A 16,763-nucleotide genomic window follows, 5' to 3' on the forward strand; every position below is an offset into this window, starting at 1 on the left:
GAAATTTGTCCTTTATTTTAGCGCTATCGGCAAGAGAAAGTTTCGCCGAGATCGAGCCGGCGCGCACGATACGAAAAAGGCGCGACGAAAACGTCGCGCCTTGAATTCGAATTGTTCTCCAAGCCAAGGCATTGGAGCTTCCGCCGCGCGTCAGTAGACGTGCGGCGCGGGCCGATGCGTCAGGCTTCGCGCGTCAGCGCAGCGCGACGCGCCGATGCCTTAGGCGGCGCGGAGGTTGACGGCCTTGGGACCCTTGCCCATACGGTCCGGCTCGACGTCGAAGGTGACCTTCTGTCCATCGATGAGCGTGCGCAGGCCGGAGGCCTCGATCGCGGAGATGTGGACAAACACATCCTTGGCGCCGTCGTCGGGCGTGATGAAGCCGAAGCCTTTGGTCGCGTTGAAGAATTTAACGGTGCCGGTCTGGGCCATTGGGGAAACTCCTTCACCCGTTCAGTCTGTTGGTCCTGCCCGCCGCCTGGCGCGATGGACAAGTCCCGGTGGTTGCTTCGGCAGTCATGCATTTGCGCATGGTCAAACCCCCCGCCGAAAACGGGGCCGTCAGAGATTCACAGTATCGGGGAAAGGTCGTCCAAAACGTTCCGCTCTCCGGGTCGCAAATGCCCGAACACGGAATTTATCGCACGGAAACGTGATCGTTGCAAGACGGCGCGGGCCGCCGCGTTGAGCGCATCCCGACGCTGAACCGACCGAGCGGAGCATCCATGCGGGCGGCATAGGCCGGGTTGCCTGCCTGGTCATCGGCCAGAGCCCGATGACGAATAGGCCAGACGCCGCCGGTGGAATAGCGCGCCGGCGCGAGTGAAACTAAAGTACGGCGGGTCGCGGCGGCGAACTGCGCAGCTTCGCCAACGGATGCGAGGGCCGCGCCGCGGACTATCGCATCGTTGATGACGGGCTGTGCCGAGACGCGGATTGAGCTATTCGTCCACACCGATATAGGGCTTGCCCTTAAGCAATGAAGCGAGATGGGCGGCATTCGACGCGGCCATTTCGAGCATGCTGGAGACCGCTTCCGGGGTCTCAGGGATATCGACATAATTGACATCGCCCATGGCTTCGCCGACCCAATAGACGCCGCCATTGGCGGGGATGGTGAAACCGACATCGTTGAGCGCCTGGAAGCATTCGGCGTGGCAATGATGCGCGCCGTCTTCATTGCCGACAATCGCCACCAGCGCCACCTTGCCGGCGGCAGGCATGCGTCCCTTGTCGTCGGTTTCCTCGAGAAACGCGTCCATGCGCTCCATGACGCGCTTGGCGACGCTGGAGGGTTGACCCAGCCAGATCGGCAGGCCGAGGATGAAGATATCGGCGGCAACGATCTTGGCGCGCAGCTTGGGCCATTCATCGCCCTTACCCATGTCGGAAAGCACGCCGGGCTTTATGTCGTGGTCGAGGGCCCTGATCACTTCGCCCTTCACGCCGTAGGGTTCAAGGGCGGACAGCAGATCGGCGATGATCTTGTCGGTGGAGGATTTCTCCTTGTCGCCGGAGGCTTTCAGTGAACAATTGATGGCGAGGGCGGTAAGGGACATGTCGGGACTCCTGCACAGGCTATTCGGGCTCAACGTCGCGAGGCGGCGACGGTTGCGTGCAGACGGAGAGGTCGCCGAGATCAACCGCCTGATTTGACCGGTTTACGTCGACGCATGGGGCCACAAGGCCACGCGAAGACTTGAACCGGCCGCGCCAATGGCCTAGATCGCCACAGGCGTACAAACACGGCAGGTTTCCCATTAATAGAGATCAGAGAAGAGCGGCGGGTTCGGGGGCCAGGTCAGGCGCTGGAGGACAGCCCCCGCTGGGCCTTGACCAGTATGTGCAGCAGGCCCTGCAATTGCACCAGGCCGGGCGCCGGCAGGAAGCCGAAGCGGTCTATCGCCAGGTGCTGGTCCGCAAGCCCAATCACGCGGCCGCGGCGCATTTCCTCGGGCTGCTGCTGCACCAGACCGGGCGCACCGCCGAGGGAATGGATCTTCTCGAACAGTCGGTGCAGCTGCAGCCGACCAACGCTGATTTCCTCAACAATCTCGGCACGGTGATGCGTGATGTCGGGCGCGTGACGGCTGCCATCGATTTCTTCCGTGGCGCCGTCGATCTGAGGCCGGAACAGCTCGCCGCTCGTGACAATCTCGCCTCGTCGCTGAAGCAGGTCGGCCAGTTCGACGAGGCCGAGGACATCTATCGAGGCACCATTGCGCGCAACCCCTTCCATGTTCGTGCGCTCATTGGACTTGCCGAAACATTGCAGGAGGCCGGGCGCCTGGACGAGGCGCTGACCGTGTTCCGCGAGGCGTTGAACATGCGCCCGAAAGATGCCGATTTGCTGCATGGACTCGGCGTCGGGTTGATGGAAAAAGGCAAGCTCGACGAAGCGGCCGACCTGTTCCGCCAGGCGCTGGCCGTCAATCCCGGCATGGCGAGGGCCTGGCTGATGCTGACGCAGGTCAAGTCGCAGAAGGAGCGCGACGCGGAGCTGGCCGGCATGGAGACCCAGCACGCCAAGGCGCCGCAGGACAGCCTGGCGCGCATGCAGCTGTCTTTCGGCCTCGGCAAGGCCAATGACGATCTCAAGGACTACGGCAGGGCCTTCGACTATTTCACCGAAGGCAATGCGATCCGGCGCAAGGGCATCGACTACGACCCCGCCAGGACCCGCGCCGAATTCGACGCGATGAAAACGGTGTTTGATGCCGGCTTCTTCGAGAGGCACAAGCCAAGCGCCATCACCAATGACGCGCCGATCTTCATCGTCGGCATGCCGCGTTCGGGCACGACGCTGGTCGAACAGATCATCGCCAGCCACCCACAAGTTTACGGCGCGGGTGAGCTCGGGATTTTGAAGAAGGCGGTCGGCAAGCAGTTCCCGGCGACCATGCCCGGCGGCTTCCCATGGGGCGTTTCGGACGTGGACGACGCGGATTTCGCCGAGGCCGGTCAAGCCTATCTCGACATGCTGCATTCGCGCTATCCCAACATGCGCCATGTCACCGACAAGATGCCCGGCAACTTCCTGCTCGTCGGCTTCATCCACATGATGCTGCCCAAGGCCAGGATCATCCATTGCGCGCGCGACGCGGCGGCGACCTGCCTGTCGATCTACAAGGTGCACTTTCGCGGCGACAGCCATCGATATGGCTATGATCTGGGCGAGCTCGCCGATTTCCACAATCTCTACACCGACATCATGGCGCATTGGCACAAGGTGCTGCCCGGCGTCGTGCACGACGTGCGCTACGAGGATTTCGTCGCCGACCAGGGCGGCCAGAGCCGGGCGCTGATCGACTATCTCGGCCTGCCCTGGGACGACGCCGTGCTGTCCTTCCATCAGACCGACCGTCCCGTCCGCACGGCATCCGCCGCGCAGGTTCGCCAGCCAATGTACCAGGGCTCGGTGGATCTGTGGAAGCGCTATGGCGACCGGCTAAAGCCGCTGCTCGACAGGCTGGGCTGATATCGAGGCGAGGTCGACCTCGACCTCACCTTGAACCTGCCTGAGACAGAGCGTTCAAAGCTCCATGAAGGGCTGGAAGCCGCCGAAGATCATGCGCTTGCCGTCGAATGGCATGGTTGACCAGTCGGACTTCAGCCGCGGATCAGCCATCACCTTGGCCATGATCGCATCGCGGCTCTGCCTGGATTCGTAGATGATCCAGGAAAAGACGACGATCTCGTCATCCTTGGCCATCACGGCGCGCGGGAACGAGGTCAGTTCCCCATAGGGCACGTCGTCGCCGACGCATTCGACATAGGCGAGCGCACCATACTCCTTCCATATCGCTCCGGCGGTGCGGGCCAGCTTCTTGTAGTCATCAAGTGTTGCTTTCGGCACGGCAAGGACGAAGCCATCGACATAGGACATTCCTGAACTCCTTTGCTGAGAACTGAGCGCCGGGCCGGGGGGAACTTGACCCAGCGCAGGCGAGACCGTCAGCGTACGTTGGTTATGACCGCTCGCCCGGACACCTTATTTCGTGGGCGCGTTCATGGCCCAGGCGACGCCGAAGGGATCGCGGACCTGACCCCAGCGGTCGCCCCAAAACATGACCTGCAGCGGCGTCACGACCTCACATCCCGCATCGACCGCGCGCTGCCACCAGGCGTCGATCTCCTCATTGTCGAGATGCAGCTGCAGCGTGTAGCCCTGCGGGTCCTTGTGCGGGTGCCCATGTTCAGGGAAGGCGTCGCCCAGCATGAGCGTCGAGCCATTGACGTGAAGATGGATGTGCATGGTGCGGCCCTTCTCGTCGGGCGGATAGGCAAACACCTGTTCTGCGCCGAAGGCCCTGCCGTAGAACTCGGCCGCCTTGAAGGCGCCGTCCACCTGCAGATAGGGGGTCAATCCGCCAAGCACTTCCGCCCTTGGCTGAACGGGGGTCGGGTCGGTCATGTCTTGCTCCTCCTTGTTTGATCTGGCGTTGCCGATCAAAGGACGAAGGAGGTGACAGCGATCCTACATGGCTGCTGGATTTCTTGCGGGGCGGCGGAGCGAAGCAACCGGCAGGCTTGAACCAGGGGTACGGAGCTACAGGCGCTTTGCGCCGCCGGCGCCATAGCCTTCAGCACTGCTATGCTCTGGCTGGAGTCTAGGCAACCTTAAGGGTTGGAATCGCCGAAACATCAACTTCACGCTCGGCATGCCAGGCATCGAAGGCAGCCTGCATCCGAAGCCAGATCGCGGCACCGTCGCCGAACAGCTTGCCAAGGCGAGCGGCCACAGCTGGCGAAACCGGCTTCCTTTCGCGGATGATGTCATAAAGCTGCTGCCGGGAGATTCCGAGCAGACCGGCAATTTCCACCTTGGTCTTTCCAGTTGCCGGGATAATGTCCTCAAGCAGCGCCCCCGGGTGGGAGGGACAACGCTCGATCGGGCGCGTCGGCTCGTACACAGTCATAAGTCGATCTTCTCCAATCTGGCCACCTCAGTGATATTGCTCGAAATCGACGCGGGCGGCATCCTTGCCATCGAATTCAAATGTAATGCACCACGGGCCGTTGACATGGACCGTGTATCGTATGGGATCGAAGGCTTTCAACGGGTGGAAGTCGAAGCCGGGAAGGTTCATTTCCTGCGGCTTCTCCGAAGCTTCCAGGCGGTCAAGCCGGACAAGAATGCGCTTGTGCATCTTGGCGTCGATCTTGCCGGTGCTCCCAGTTTGATAGAGGTCCGCCAGGGCCTTGTTTCTGAAGGACTTGATCATGGATATTTGTACACATATTGCTTACATCAAACAAGTGGTGTAAGCAAATCATTTACATCCCAGCTTGCAGATGTCCATCCTTCGCCTTCCAACCGCCCGCTGCGGCCACCTCACGGAAAAAGCCCTCGGGATCCTCGACCTCGGTCAGCTTGCGTTTGTCGATCAGCCAGAAACGGTTGCCGACGGCTCGGATGAAGGAGCGGTCGTGCGAGGCGAGCACGCAGCTTGCTTGATGCGTTAGCAATTCGGCCTCCAAGGCTTCCTGGCCACCAATGTCGAGATGGTTGGTCGGCTCGTCGAGCAGGTAGAAATTGGGATCGGCGAGCCTCAGCGCCAGCATCATCAGCCGCGCCTTCTGGCCACCAGACAGCACGCCGATCTTCTTCTCCTGCATTTCGATGACGACGCCGGCGCCGGCGAGCAACGAGCGGGCGCGCTGCTCGCCGACGTCATAGCGGCGTGAGATCATCGAGAGCGGCGTGTCGTCGCCGTTGATACCCGCCAGCGCCTGGTCGCTGTAACCGAGCACCGTCGACGGCGTCACCTTAACGTTCTGGACCGTGTCCGGCTCGACAATGGCCTTGCGGATCATGGTGACGAAGCGCGACTTGCCTACGCCGTTGCGGCCAAGCAGCACGATGCGGTCGCCCTGGCAGATGTGGCGCTTGCCGGTGCGAAACAGAACCATTCCGTCGGGTGTTTCCACCGCCGCGTCGTCGAGCGTGATCAGCACCTTGGCGTGCGTGCCGCGATTGGCGAGCTTGATGGCGCCGGCCGATTTCTCCCGATGCGCCGGGTTCGCCGCGTCTTCCAGTCTTTCCGCGCGTTCCCTGAGTTGCTTGGTCTTGACGGTGAGAAGGTCGCTGCCGGAGTTGATGCCGATGTTGTTGAGCTTGGCGGCTTGCTTTCGCAGTTGCTGGGCGACCTTCATGTCGCGCTCGAACTTGCGCGCCGTCGAGGCGTCGGCTTCGTCGAGAGCCTGCCTTGCGCGTGAATAGGGCAACGCAAAGACCGGAGATTGTTCCGCACGCAGGAACAGCGTGCGGTTGGTAGCGGCATCGAGGAAGGCGCGGTCATGGCTGGCGATGACGACGGGCACCTCGCGCGGCAAGGCGTCAAGCCAGGCTTCCAACTGGGAGATGCGGGCGAGATCGAGATGGTTGGTCGGCTCGTCGAGCAGCAGAATATCGGGATCTGTGACCCAGACGCGGGCGACCAGCGCCAGCCTCTGCCAGCCGCCGCTCAGCGCCTGCATCGGCCGGTCGCGCATGGGCTCCGGCACGTCGAGCGAATCCAGCGCCACGTCGACGCGCCACATCTCGCTGTCGGCCTGGTCGGGCGGCAGGGCATCGGCAACGACCTGGTGGAAGGTGCGGTCCAGAAGGTCTGGAGGGACCGACTGCTCCACATGGCCGACGCGAAGGCCGCGCGTGCGGGTAATCTCGCCGGAGGTTGGCTCCATCTCGCCGGTCAGGCATTTGAGCAGGGTCGACTTGCCGCGGCCATTGGCGGCAACGATGCCGAGCCGGTCGCCGCTGCCGATGGTGAGGTCGAGGTTGGAAAAGAGCGGCGCACTCATGGTGACGCCGAGGGATTTGAGGCTGATCAGGGCCATTTTGATTTCTCTGGTCTTGCCGGATGCCGGCTCAATGCACTTTGACGGTGCGCTCGCCGGCCATCAGGCTCGGTGTCGCGGCACCACGAAGGGCAGACCAAGAAAATCGAAGCGGGAAAAACCCGGACGGTCGCTGGTCAGCCCTGCAAGCTAGCTCGCAGGGCAGAAATCGGGCCACGCTGACGATGGTGACGATGGAACGTGAACACGCAGCCCTCCTTTCAAGACAAGACGTTGAGTTGCGGAACGATTACACCGAAGGCGGGGGTGGAGGCAAGCGTCAGGCGGAGTGGGAGGCTACCGTCCCGGCCGCCCCGTCTTGCCGGGCCGGCGCTTTTCGCGGCGGGCGTCGCCCGGATCCTCGTAGGAGCCGATGCCGGCGCGCTGGCGGACAATCGGTCTGGCGGGATCGCTGCCCTCCCTGGCGCCCGCCGGTGAGATCGGCTGCGGCTTGGCCGGCACCTTTCCTTCGACCGGCTTTTCGGTGCGCCGCACCGTCATCTCGTCGAGGGAGTTCTTCTTGAACAGCGGTTTAATCGGCTCGCCGGGCACGCCAAAATCCGAGCCATGCGCCTCCTGCGCCGTCTGCTTCTTGAACAGCGAGCGCGAGACGGCACCGGCTGGGGTCGCCATGTCGGTGCCTGGACCCATGTCGTCGATCGAGGGTTTGGCGAAGAGCGACTTTTTCACCGGTACGGCGCCATCGGCGCCCATCTCGTCGAGATCGGGCTTGCGGAATAGATTGGGGCGCGCTGCCTTGGCTGCTTCCTCCGCGGCGCGCGCCGCGTCCATCTGGCGGAAACGTTCCTGTTCCTCGGCCGTGCGATGCTTGGCGACGCCCTTGTTGTGCTTGCCCTTCTCGCGCCCCGAAACCGGACTCTCCATGTCGGCATATTTGGCCAGCGGGTCCTCGGATACCGACAGTTCCATCTCGCGTAGCCGCTTGATCTCGTCGCGAATTCGGGCAGCCTTCTCGAAATCGAGATTGGCGGCGGCGTCGCGCATCTGTTTTTCCATGGCGTCGAGATGGGCCTTGAGGTTGTTGCCCATCATGGCGCCGGCGCTGTCGGTGAACTGCGAAATGTCGGCGCGGACGTGGTCTTTTTCATAGACCGAATCGAGGATGTCGGAGATGCGCGATTTCACCGATTCCGGCGTGATGCCGTTGGCCGCATTCCATTCCATCTGCTTTTCGCGGCGGCGATTGGTTTCGGCCATCGCCCGCTCCATCGAGCCGGTGATCTGATCGGCGTAAAGGATGACCTTGCCGTCGACATTGCGGGCGGCGCGGCCAATGGTCTGGATCAGTGAGGTTTCCGAACGCAGGAAGCCTTCCTTGTCGGCGTCGAGAATGGCGACGAAGCCGCATTCGGGAATGTCGAGACCCTCGCGCAAGAGGTTGATGCCGACCAGCACGTCGAAGGCGCCGAGGCGCAGGTCACGCAGGATCTCGATGCGCTCCAACGTGTCGATGTCGGAGTGCATGTAGCGCACGCGCACGCCGTGCTCGTGCAGATATTCGGTGAGGTCCTCGGCCATGCGCTTGGTCAGCACCGTCACCAGTGTCCGGTAGCCGGCCTTCGTCGTCTCGCGGATCTCGCCGACGACGTCGTCGACCTGGCTCTTGGCCGGGCGCACCTCGACAGGCGGGTCTATCAGCCCGGTCGGGCGAATGACCTGCTCGGCGAAGACGCCGCCGGACTGTTCCATTTCCCAGGCGCCCGGCGTTGCGGAGACAGCGACCGATAGCGGACGCATGGCGTCCCATTCCTCGAAGCGAAGCGGCCGGTTGTCCATGCAGGACGGCAAGCGGAAACCGTATTCGGCCAAGGTCGCCTTGCGCCTGAAGTCGCCTCGATACATGCCGCCGATCTGCGGCACGGTAACGTGGCTCTCGTCGATGAAGACCAGGGCATTGTCGGGAATGTACTCGAACAGCGTCGGCGGCGGATCGCCCGGCTGGCGCCCCGTCAGATAGCGCGAATAGTTCTCGATGCCGGCGCAGGAGCCGGTGGCTTCCAGCATTTCCAGATCGAAACGGCATCGCTGTTCCAGCCGCTGCGCTTCCAGCAGGCGGCCGGCGCGTTCTAGTTCGACCAGGCGCTGCTTCAGCTCTTCCTTGATCGATTTGATGGCCTGGTTGAGGGTCGGGCGCGGCGTGACATAGTGCGAGTTGGCGTAGATTTTGACGCTTTTCAATTCGCCGGTCTTCTGGCCGGTCAAGGGATCGAACTCGGTGATCGATTCGATCTCGTCGCCGAACATCGAGATGCGCCAGGCGCGATCCTCAAGGTGGGCCGGAAAGATCTCGATCGTGTCGCCGCGCACGCGGAACGAGCCGCGCACGAAATTGATATCCTGGCGCTTGTATTGCTGGGCAACGAGGTCGGCCAGCAGGGCACGCTGGTCGAGCCGGTCGCCGATCTGCATCTGGAAGGTCATGGCCGTATAGGTCTCGACCGAGCCGATACCGTAGATGCAGGACACCGAAGCGACGATAATGACGTCGTCGCGCTCGAGCAGCGAGCGCGTTGCCGAGTGGCGCATGCGGTCGATCTGCTCGTTGATGGAGGACTCCTTCTCGATGAAGGTGTCGGTGCGCGGGACGTAGGCCTCCGGCTGGTAATAATCGTAGTAGGAGACGAAATATTCCACGGCGTTGTCGGGGAAGAACTTCTTGAATTCGGAATAGAGCTGCGCCGCCAGCGTCTTGTTCGGCGCCAGGATCAGGGCGGGACGCTGCGTTTCCTCGATCACCTTGGCCATGGTGAAGGTCTTGCCCGAACCGGTGACGCCGAGCAGCACCTGGGTGCGGTCATTGTTCGCGACGCCTTCGACGAGGTCCTTGATTGCGGTTGGCTGGTCGCCGGCCGGCTCGAAGTCCGACACCATCTTGATGGCGATGCCGCCTTCGGATTTTTCGGGCCGGGCAGGGCGGTGCGGCGTCCACAACACGCCGTCCTTGTGCAGCGGATTGCCGGATTCGATCAGCGCCGACAGGGCGGCGACAGTGGCGGTGACGCCGCTCGACGTCATGGTCTCGGCGTCTTCCAGCGAGATGTCGAGGCCGGCCACTGGATTGAGGCCGGCGGCGGTGCGTTCCCGCGCCGTTGCAGCGCCACCCATCGAAGTGCCGCGCGCGGTCCGCCCGGGCGAAGATGAGCGCTCGGGGATCTTCTTCGAGGGCTTCGGCGGCTTGCCGGCATCGCCTTTGCCGACGAGACGACCTTCCTTTTCCGCTTCCTGCTCGATCTGCTCGGCCCAGTCCGCGATCGACCCGGTCAAAGGCATGCCAGTAAGGTCGGCCTGCGGCATCTCGTCAAAGCCGCCCCTGTGGAGCGGTTGCGAGGCATCCATGAAATCGGTCAGCGGGCTGCGCCGCTTCGGCGCGGCGCTGTCGTCATTCGCCGTCGGCGGCGTCTTTTTGTCGGAGGATCTGGCCATGCCCTGAATATGGGAGGTCTTGGCCGAAATGGGAAGGGTGCATGCCCCAGCGGCGCACGGGACGCACCGGCTCCTGACAGCAGGTTGTCAGGAGCGGCAGGTTACCGGATGCAACCGAATGGCCTTGGGCGTCAGACGCCGCGGGCAGCGGATGCGACCCGCACCAGCGACCCGTTCAGGCGCGGCACGACTACAAGCCGCTTGATCTTGCCCTTTTTGTAGGCCGCGAGGAAACGCGCATAGTCCTTGAAGGCGACACAGCCGCTGGACTGTCCGTAGCGCCCGCGAAGCAGGTAGGTATGGGCCAGGAAGCCGTCGCGATTGTATTTGTTGCGGCCATCGACCGGGGTGAGGCGCAAGGCCTCGACACCGTGGAAGCGCTGCTCGCGCAGCGACAGATTGTAGGTGTTGGGCGGCGTCGGGCCGCGGTTCTTCTGGTCGACATAGCGCGGCTGGTCCGTCATGGCGCCGATGCCCGAATGCGCCTCGAGCCTCTCGCCGTCCGGCATATACACCATGCCGGCGCTGATGTCGTAGACAGCAACGCCGTTGCCGGCTCCCGTCTTGGCGTTCGGTGAATTGAACAGGTTCTTGAAGGCCTGGCCGAGGCCCCCGGCGGGCACGTCGGGCTTGGCATAGGCCAACACGTCGCCGCCATCGGCCGGCCGGCCCTGGCGGACCGGCTTTACCTGCTTGCTGGCCTGCTGGACAGACCTAGAAGTCTGGACGGGCTTGCCCTGCTGTGCGGGCCTTGCCTGTTCTGCGGCCTTGGGCTCCTGGACGACAATGGGCTGTCGCGGCGCGTCGAATTGCGGGCGGCGGGTCGGCAGCGGTACGTCGTCGGTCATCGCGTCCGGCAGGGACGTGGCATCGCCGGGCTGTTCCTGTTGGGTGTCGACGGGCGAAACCGCGGCCTCGGCGGGAGATTCGGGCATCGGCAGCGAGGCGAACGCCTCATCTTCGACCGGCAGCGACTGGGCGAGGGCCAACGCCAGTTGCGAGCCGCTCGGCGTCTCCGACTGCGCAAAGGCCATCGGCTGCGGCGCGGTCTGGACGACGACGGAGCCGGTATCGATGCGGGCGAAGCGTTCCGCCGCCGGAGTCGGAATGACCTGCGACAGGCTGGCCACCACTGTGGCGGACGGTACCAGGGATGCGCGGGCGACTTGCGGCCCGACGCTGGAGATCACGGGACGAGCATTGGCTGCAGCAGGCTTTGCGGCATCGGCAAAGACGGCCGCAAGACGGCTCGGCGACAATGACGCTTCGACACGCTCGAACCGCTCCTGCGATTTCGACTTTGCCACCGCCGGCTTTGCTTGAGCCACAAGGCGCACGGATTTTTCAGCCTGAGGGCTCGCCGCCGCCAGATGGAAGCAGCCGGCGCCGCATTGCACGGCACGCTCATGCAGCGCCTGCGCGCCGCCATGGGTGTTGGCCATCACGAATGGGGCCGAGAATCCGAGGAGACGCTGCTTCAGCGGATCGGCCAGGGCCATCGAACCCGGCATGGGAAGGGTCTGCGACATGCCTGCCGACGTCGCCGATAGCGAGGCGCCGACGGAGCTGAGGCCGGCCATTGTGCCGATCAGCCACAGACCGACGGCAGCGCCGACGCCGGGAACCGCCACCCAGCGAACGATCCGTTGCGGGTTGAAGGAAGGGGAGCGTGGCGCGTCGGCGTGCTCGCCGCCCTCGCGTTGGTCCCAGGTTATTTTGTGTTTACGCGACAAAGCCATGCAACCAATCTTGCTCCAACCGGTTATCCCCGTACGCGGCCTTTCTGGCCGCGACGACCATTCTGCGAGTGATCCCAGGTGGTGTCCGACGCGTTTGCCGCGTCTGTCCTTGGTTGCCGATTGTTTCAAAATATGGACAAAGTTGGTTAACAATCCCTCTCAAAACCAACAGAGAGACGTGGACTTTTACGGCAAAAAGGCTCGTCCACGATCACGTACGCGATAGTAAAGCCCGTCCGAAGCCGTTTTGCTGCCTGTTTTTAGCGTTCAAGTCAAGCAAAACGGCCTGAGATAAATTCTCAAAAGATCGGGAATCGGCGTTACCCACCAGAACTCTTGCCGCTCCCTTAGGCCGGAAAAGCGCCATGGACCCGGTGCCTGCTTGCCACAAGTCGCTCGGCCGGACCGGCTATGGTGACGGCTGGTTACTTCTGAAGGTGCGACCGGATATCGCGGCCGTTTTTGGCAAGATGGCGGACATCGGTGCGAGCCAACTTGCTATCGCGCCTTTCACGCCGCCTCTCTATCGCAGGCGAGACCTGACTTCCGACCCTCAGTTAAACCACAGCGCAAAGGTCAAAAATCCGCCGCCGCCGAACTGGCGCTGGATCCGGCTGAAATCTTCGCTGGTCAGGATCCTGCCGCTTTCCAGATAGGGCGCAATAGCCGGGCCGGTGATCGACAGCACCAGGTCGAAGGTCTTCGGCTCGTCGAAGAAGCGCTTCATGTCGATGCCCTTGCCGGCGATGCGGAAATGCGGCAGCAGCGCGCGGCCTTCGAGCAGGTCCTCGGCCATGGTCAAGGTCGCGAGCCAGGCCTCCACCTGCTCCTCACCGACTTCGAGGCCGGTCAGCGGGTTCAGACCTTTCTGTTTGGGACCGGGCAGCCATTCGCGATCATTGTCGGTCTCGGCGCGGATCGCCTTCCAGTCCTCGCGCGACAGCCGGATCATGTCCAGCAGTTCCAGGCGCGCGGCCTTGCGGCGCTCCGGCTCGATGACCGGCCAGTTGATCAGATGCACCATAGAGATGAAGTCGGCGATGCGCCATTCCGAGGAGAAGATGTCGCCGCCCATCCCGCCATGCGGAGGCACGAGAATATCCTGTAACGGCAGTTCGGCGCGCGGGAACAGCATGTGGAAGGAGCCGTCGAAAGTGCTCCTGAAATCATGGGCCAGCCAGAAATCGGCCTGCGCCATCAGGAATGTGGCATAACCCTGCAGCCAGTAGCCGTCGGCGCGGTCGAAGCGGAAGGTAAGAGGGGGCGCGGCATCGCCCTACGAGACGCCGCCGCGCGACAGAACGGCCATGATCGCGGCGATGCTTTCATCGGGCGCGATGGTTCCGTCCTCATTGAGGTCGATGCCGACATGGGTGAGGTCGATGACCACACCGATATCGGCATCGGCAGGCACCGCTCCCAGCGTCGTGGCGGATTTCTCCAGCCGATCGCGGAAGCCCACCAAGATGGCGCGGAACCCCTCATAGGTCAGCGGCTCGGGGCTGGGATTGGGCGGCACCGGCAACTGCATCAGCGGCAGCATGAAAGATTGCGGGCTCTCGAAGCCATAACGGTGCAAGCCGCCGGCCAGCAGTTCGAGTGCTGTGAAGAATTCTCCGGCGCCGGCGGCATAGGCCGATGCAGGATCCTTCGGCGCGGCCGCCTCCAGCACCGATAGAGCGCTGTCGCGCGCGGCCACGGTCTTTGCCTCGAACAGGTCGGTTGCCGCTTCGGGCATGGCGGCTTGCACGGACGAGAGCGATACGAGCAGAATGAAGCTGGCCGCCAGCAGGCTTGAAAGTCGGTTCATCACGGTCTCCGGTTTGCCGTTCCGTCACGATCATAGATACAATCGCCAATGCGCGCCCGTCACTTCGCGGCCACGTATCGGCGACCCCGCCCATTTCTAGGGGCGACCGAGGCGGCTCAATGGCGTTGTCGCCGCGCCGTGACGATGTCATCCGCGAGTTTAGCCTTGCCGTCCAATGAATTGGATGGAATGCGCTGTAAGCCATCCGGCGGACGCGCTACACAGGGCAAACGATTGGGCCTCGCGTGTCGAATTATCCGCTCTCCTACAAACTCTCCTGGCTGCCGCGTTTCCTGAAGCCGTCGCTCGGCGGCGATGCCAGCGGGTTTGCCCTGGCATTCGGGACGCTTATGGATCCGACACCGGGACAGAGCGTTCGGCTGGCTTTCATCGGAGACATATCGGCGGTTGCCAACAGCACTGCGCCGGATTGCCATTCGTCGATCAGGGCGTTGCTCGGCACTGCCGACCTAGTGATCGGCAATTGCGAGAGCCCGGTTGTGGACAGGCAAAGCGTCGTGCTCGGCACGAAGCTCGGCACGCATCATGCGATGAACGAACGCTTTCTGGCCGAGGCGTTGGCCGCGGCCGGCATCGAACGCGGGAAACTCGTGCTGTCACTGGCCAACAACCATGTGCTGGACCAGGGGATCGCCGGTTTCGACCAGACGGTGGCGGCGCTGAATCGGCTTGGTATCCGCAGCATCGGCCTGGCCGGCAACGGCCAGGTGCTGCCTGTGAAGGTCGGGGAGCTGACAATCGGCCTGGCCGCCTTCACCTTGTGGCGCAACACCGATGCGGATCGGTTCGCCGCTCGTGTTTCGATGGACAGCGATCCGGCCCGCTGGCCGCGAAATGGTTTGGATCTCCTTTGCGCGGTGCCGCATTGGGACTGGGAGTTCCGCCACTTTCCGCGCCCCGACACACGGTCGCTAGCAAAGCAATTGGCCCGGCAGGGCGTCGGGCTGATCGCCGGCCATCACGCCCATGTCGTGCAGCCCGTGGAGCGGATCGGCGCAACGGTCGTCGCCTATGGTCTCGGCGATTTCCTCGGCACCGCATTTGCCAGGCAGCCATGGCCTGGGCGGATCGGTGGGATTTTCGTCGTCGACGTCAGCACCGACGAGGGAACATTTGGAGCGATTGCGTCCTACCGGCTGCATCCGTTCATGCGGGTGCGGGCAGGCAATCACGAGCGGCTGGTGCCGGTGGAAAGTTTGAAGGGCCGCATGCGTGAAAAGGTGGTGGCGCGGCTGAGCGCGATCCACCTTGTCTCGCAAGGGTAGAGGGAAGAACGCTCTCCGTCCGACTGGCGACTTTCTCCTGAAACCGGCTATCATGGGCGCGGTCAGGGGGGAAGACTTACGTGGAAACAGCGGATTTCATGCCTGATGAGGCGGTCATCTCCGGCATCCGGAAGGACATTGAGCGCTATGAGGCACAGCGGGCTTCGGCCGTGCGGCGGGTGCGCTGGCGGGTGCCGCTGTTCGTCGGGCTGGCGCTTGTGGCCGTGGTCCTCATAGCCTGGCTGTTCAACACGGTCGCCGACCCCAACGAACAATGGCTCTCGACACCGCATGTGTTCCTCTATGTCCTCGGCTTAGCCGCTTCGATCCTGCTCTATTTCCAGGCGCGGCGGCCGGCGGCGCGCCTGCAGCAATCCTTCCGTCAAACGCTGCTGCCGATGATCTTCGGCTTCGTCCGCGACATGCGCTACCAGCATGGCGGTAGGCCGAATTCCTTCGACCGGCTGCCGCGCGAGGCGGTAGGATCCTTCAACCGGCAGTCGTTCGATGATGTCATCTCGGGCCGCTATGAAGACTTTCCTTTCGAGCTCTACGAGGCCGAACTGCGCGAGGGCTCCGGCAAGGGTTCGACGAGGGCGTTCCGTGGCGTGATCGTCGCTTTCGAGGCCATCGAGCCGTTTCCCGGAATCCTGGTGGCAACGCGGCGAACCAATGCGGTCATCGGGTTTTTCCGCGGCATCTTTGCCAGCAAGATGCAGCAACTGTCGTCAGGCGTGGCAGAACTCGACGCGGCTTATGGATTCCGCAGCGACAATGTCGAGGCGGCGCGGCCGCTGGTCACCGGTCGGCTGGCGCGGGCGTTGCAGTGGCTGGGCGAAACCTGGCCGGACGATCCGGCACGCGTCGCGCTCAACGGCGGCGACGGTTTCCTGCTGCTGCCACAGACGAAGAATTTCTTCGAGCTGCCGGATATTTCCGTGCCGCTCGATTACGGCAAACATGTCGCGCCGATGATCTCGGACATGGGGGCGCTGCTGGCGACGGCGGCGCTGGTGCGCAAGATTGGTGCGAAGGACGAGGCGGGGCGGGCCGGTCCGGAACAGGATCAACAATCGTAATCCTGGCGCATAGCGTCGGCTTCATCCTTCGACATTCTGCCGAACATGACGCAGACGGTGAAGCTGCCGACCTGCCGCCCGTCGCGCCTGTATCCCCAATCGGAAATATCGTCCCTGGTGAATTCGATGTTCTGCCCGAGGACGACATTGCGAACTGCTTCCGGCTCGTTCGCCAATATGCCGACGAAACCGGTTTCGGTGCGCCGGACCGGGATGACCCAGAAGTGCTCGCGGATAATGCCGTCGCGTATCTCGACCTTCAATTTGAACCTGTCAGTTCCCGCGGGGGGCGCTTCGGCCAAGGCCAGGAAGTCATCCAGGCTGGCACGAGCCTTCGCGATCGCCAAGGCCATTTCGGGATCGTCCCTGGCAAACGCAATCGTGTTGTCTTCGTCCGGATCCGTGGCTTGCGCCCCGGCCAGTTCCGGAGCAAGCGCCAGCATCAGGGATAACGTGGCCCGGACCGCAAGCTTCATGAATGGCTCCCCTCTTCGCTGTGGACCATCATCCTGCATCCGTTTGCGATTTGCAACCCAGGCGTGTGAATGGTTGTGGGGCGGCTGCC

The 16,763-nt window shown here is 63.2% G+C and carries 13 protein-coding genes and 1 pseudogene; 3 read left to right on the forward strand and 11 right to left on the reverse strand.

Features of this window, described 5'->3' with window-relative positions:
* Positions 1-219: 219 nt before the first annotated feature.
* Entirely contained in the window at positions 220-432 is a 213-nt protein-coding gene (locus LB513_RS22190; RefSeq protein WP_224665671.1) for a cold-shock protein, read from the reverse strand.
* A gap of 509 nt (positions 433-941) precedes the next feature.
* On the reverse strand, positions 942-1,559 hold the full coding sequence (locus tag LB513_RS22195; protein ID WP_224665672.1) for a flavodoxin family protein: 618 nt from the start codon (positions 1,557-1,559) through the stop codon (positions 942-944).
* A 284-nt stretch (positions 1,560-1,843) separates the two neighbouring features.
* Here LB513_RS22195 and LB513_RS22200 point away from each other — a divergent pair, with 284 nt between their 5' ends.
* Positions 1,844-3,478: a tetratricopeptide repeat-containing sulfotransferase family protein gene (locus LB513_RS22200; RefSeq protein WP_224665673.1), complete on the forward strand. Its 1,635-nt coding sequence runs from the start codon at positions 1,844-1,846 to the stop codon at positions 3,476-3,478.
* A 54-nt stretch (positions 3,479-3,532) separates the two neighbouring features.
* Here the strand turns inward: LB513_RS22200 and LB513_RS22205 are convergent, their stop codons facing one another.
* From LB513_RS22205 to LB513_RS25265, 8 genes and pseudogenes are all read right to left on the reverse strand, one after another.
* A complete protein-coding gene (locus LB513_RS22205; RefSeq protein WP_224665674.1) occupies positions 3,533-3,886 on the reverse strand; it encodes a DUF1428 domain-containing protein in 354 nt (117 codons plus the stop codon).
* Between the two features lie 105 nt (positions 3,887-3,991).
* Complete coding sequence (locus tag LB513_RS22210) at positions 3,992-4,414, reverse strand: VOC family protein (RefSeq protein WP_224665675.1); 423 nt, start codon at positions 4,412-4,414, stop codon at positions 3,992-3,994.
* Between the two features lie 196 nt (positions 4,415-4,610).
* A complete protein-coding gene (locus LB513_RS22215; RefSeq protein ID WP_224665676.1) occupies positions 4,611-4,919 on the reverse strand; it encodes a HigA family addiction module antitoxin in 309 nt (102 codons plus the stop codon).
* Positions 4,920-4,946: 27 nt separating this feature from the next.
* Positions 4,947-5,225, reverse strand: a complete 279-nt coding sequence (locus tag LB513_RS22220; protein ID WP_224665677.1) for a type II toxin-antitoxin system RelE/ParE family toxin — start codon at positions 5,223-5,225, stop codon at positions 4,947-4,949.
* A 52-nt stretch (positions 5,226-5,277) separates the two neighbouring features.
* Positions 5,278-6,840: an ABC-F family ATP-binding cassette domain-containing protein gene (locus LB513_RS22225; protein ID WP_224665678.1), complete on the reverse strand. Its 1,563-nt coding sequence runs from the start codon at positions 6,838-6,840 to the stop codon at positions 5,278-5,280.
* A gap of 297 nt (positions 6,841-7,137) precedes the next feature.
* A complete protein-coding gene (gene uvrB, locus LB513_RS22230) occupies positions 7,138-9,732 on the reverse strand; it encodes an excinuclease ABC subunit UvrB (RefSeq protein WP_224665733.1) in 2,595 nt (864 codons plus the stop codon).
* A gap of 683 nt (positions 9,733-10,415) precedes the next feature.
* Positions 10,416-12,023, reverse strand: a complete 1,608-nt coding sequence (locus LB513_RS22235; RefSeq protein ID WP_224665679.1) for a DUF2778 domain-containing protein — start codon at positions 12,021-12,023, stop codon at positions 10,416-10,418.
* 553 nt (positions 12,024-12,576) lie between these two features.
* Positions 12,577-13,833 (reverse strand): annotated as a pseudogene (locus tag LB513_RS25265) (hypothetical protein).
* A gap of 245 nt (positions 13,834-14,078) precedes the next feature.
* On the opposite strand from LB513_RS25265, the gene LB513_RS22250 reads away from it, so the two are divergent.
* Positions 14,079-15,119: a CapA family protein gene (locus tag LB513_RS22250; protein ID WP_224665682.1), complete on the forward strand. Its 1,041-nt coding sequence runs from the start codon at positions 14,079-14,081 to the stop codon at positions 15,117-15,119.
* Positions 15,120-15,199: 80 nt separating this feature from the next.
* On the forward strand, positions 15,200-16,198 hold the full coding sequence (locus tag LB513_RS22255; RefSeq protein WP_224665683.1) for a hypothetical protein: 999 nt from the start codon (positions 15,200-15,202) through the stop codon (positions 16,196-16,198).
* Here LB513_RS22255 and LB513_RS22260 read toward each other — a convergent pair.
* Positions 16,186-16,674, reverse strand: coding sequence for a YegJ family protein (locus LB513_RS22260; RefSeq protein WP_224665684.1), 489 nt, complete (start codon positions 16,672-16,674; stop codon positions 16,186-16,188). The genes LB513_RS22255 and LB513_RS22260 overlap by 13 nt on opposite strands.
* Between the last annotated feature and the right edge of the window lie 89 nt (positions 16,675-16,763).

This window comes from Mesorhizobium sp. ES1-1, assembly GCF_020164785.1.
Lineage (GTDB): Bacteria > Pseudomonadota > Alphaproteobacteria > Rhizobiales > Rhizobiaceae > Mesorhizobium.

What these genes read in the sequence shown, in the direction of transcription:
- LB513_RS22225 (WP_224665678.1), bottom strand. Translation starts at nt 6,840, where the DNA reads ATGGCCCTGATCAGCCTCAAATCCCTCGGCGTCACCATGAGTGCGCCG.
- LB513_RS22215 (WP_224665676.1), bottom strand. Translation starts at nt 4,919, where the DNA reads ATGACTGTGTACGAGCCGACGCGCCCGATCGAGCGTTGTCCCTCCCAC.
- LB513_RS22235 (WP_224665679.1), bottom strand. Translation starts at nt 12,023, where the DNA reads ATGGCTTTGTCGCGTAAACACAAAATAACCTGGGACCAACGCGAGGGC.
- LB513_RS22195 (WP_224665672.1), bottom strand. Translation starts at nt 1,559, where the DNA reads ATGTCCCTTACCGCCCTCGCCATCAATTGTTCACTGAAAGCCTCCGGC.
- LB513_RS22260 (WP_224665684.1), bottom strand. Translation starts at nt 16,674, where the DNA reads ATGAAGCTTGCGGTCCGGGCCACGTTATCCCTGATGCTGGCGCTTGCT.
- uvrB (WP_224665733.1), bottom strand. Translation starts at nt 9,732, where the DNA reads ATGGTGTCGGACTTCGAGCCGGCCGGCGACCAGCCAACCGCAATCAAG.
- LB513_RS22210 (WP_224665675.1), bottom strand. Translation starts at nt 4,414, where the DNA reads ATGACCGACCCGACCCCCGTTCAGCCAAGGGCGGAAGTGCTTGGCGGA.
- LB513_RS22220 (WP_224665677.1), bottom strand. Translation starts at nt 5,225, where the DNA reads ATGATCAAGTCCTTCAGAAACAAGGCCCTGGCGGACCTCTATCAAACT.
- LB513_RS22190 (WP_224665671.1), bottom strand. Translation starts at nt 432, where the DNA reads ATGGCCCAGACCGGCACCGTTAAATTCTTCAACGCGACCAAAGGCTTC.
- LB513_RS22205 (WP_224665674.1), bottom strand. Translation starts at nt 3,886, where the DNA reads ATGTCCTATGTCGATGGCTTCGTCCTTGCCGTGCCGAAAGCAACACTT.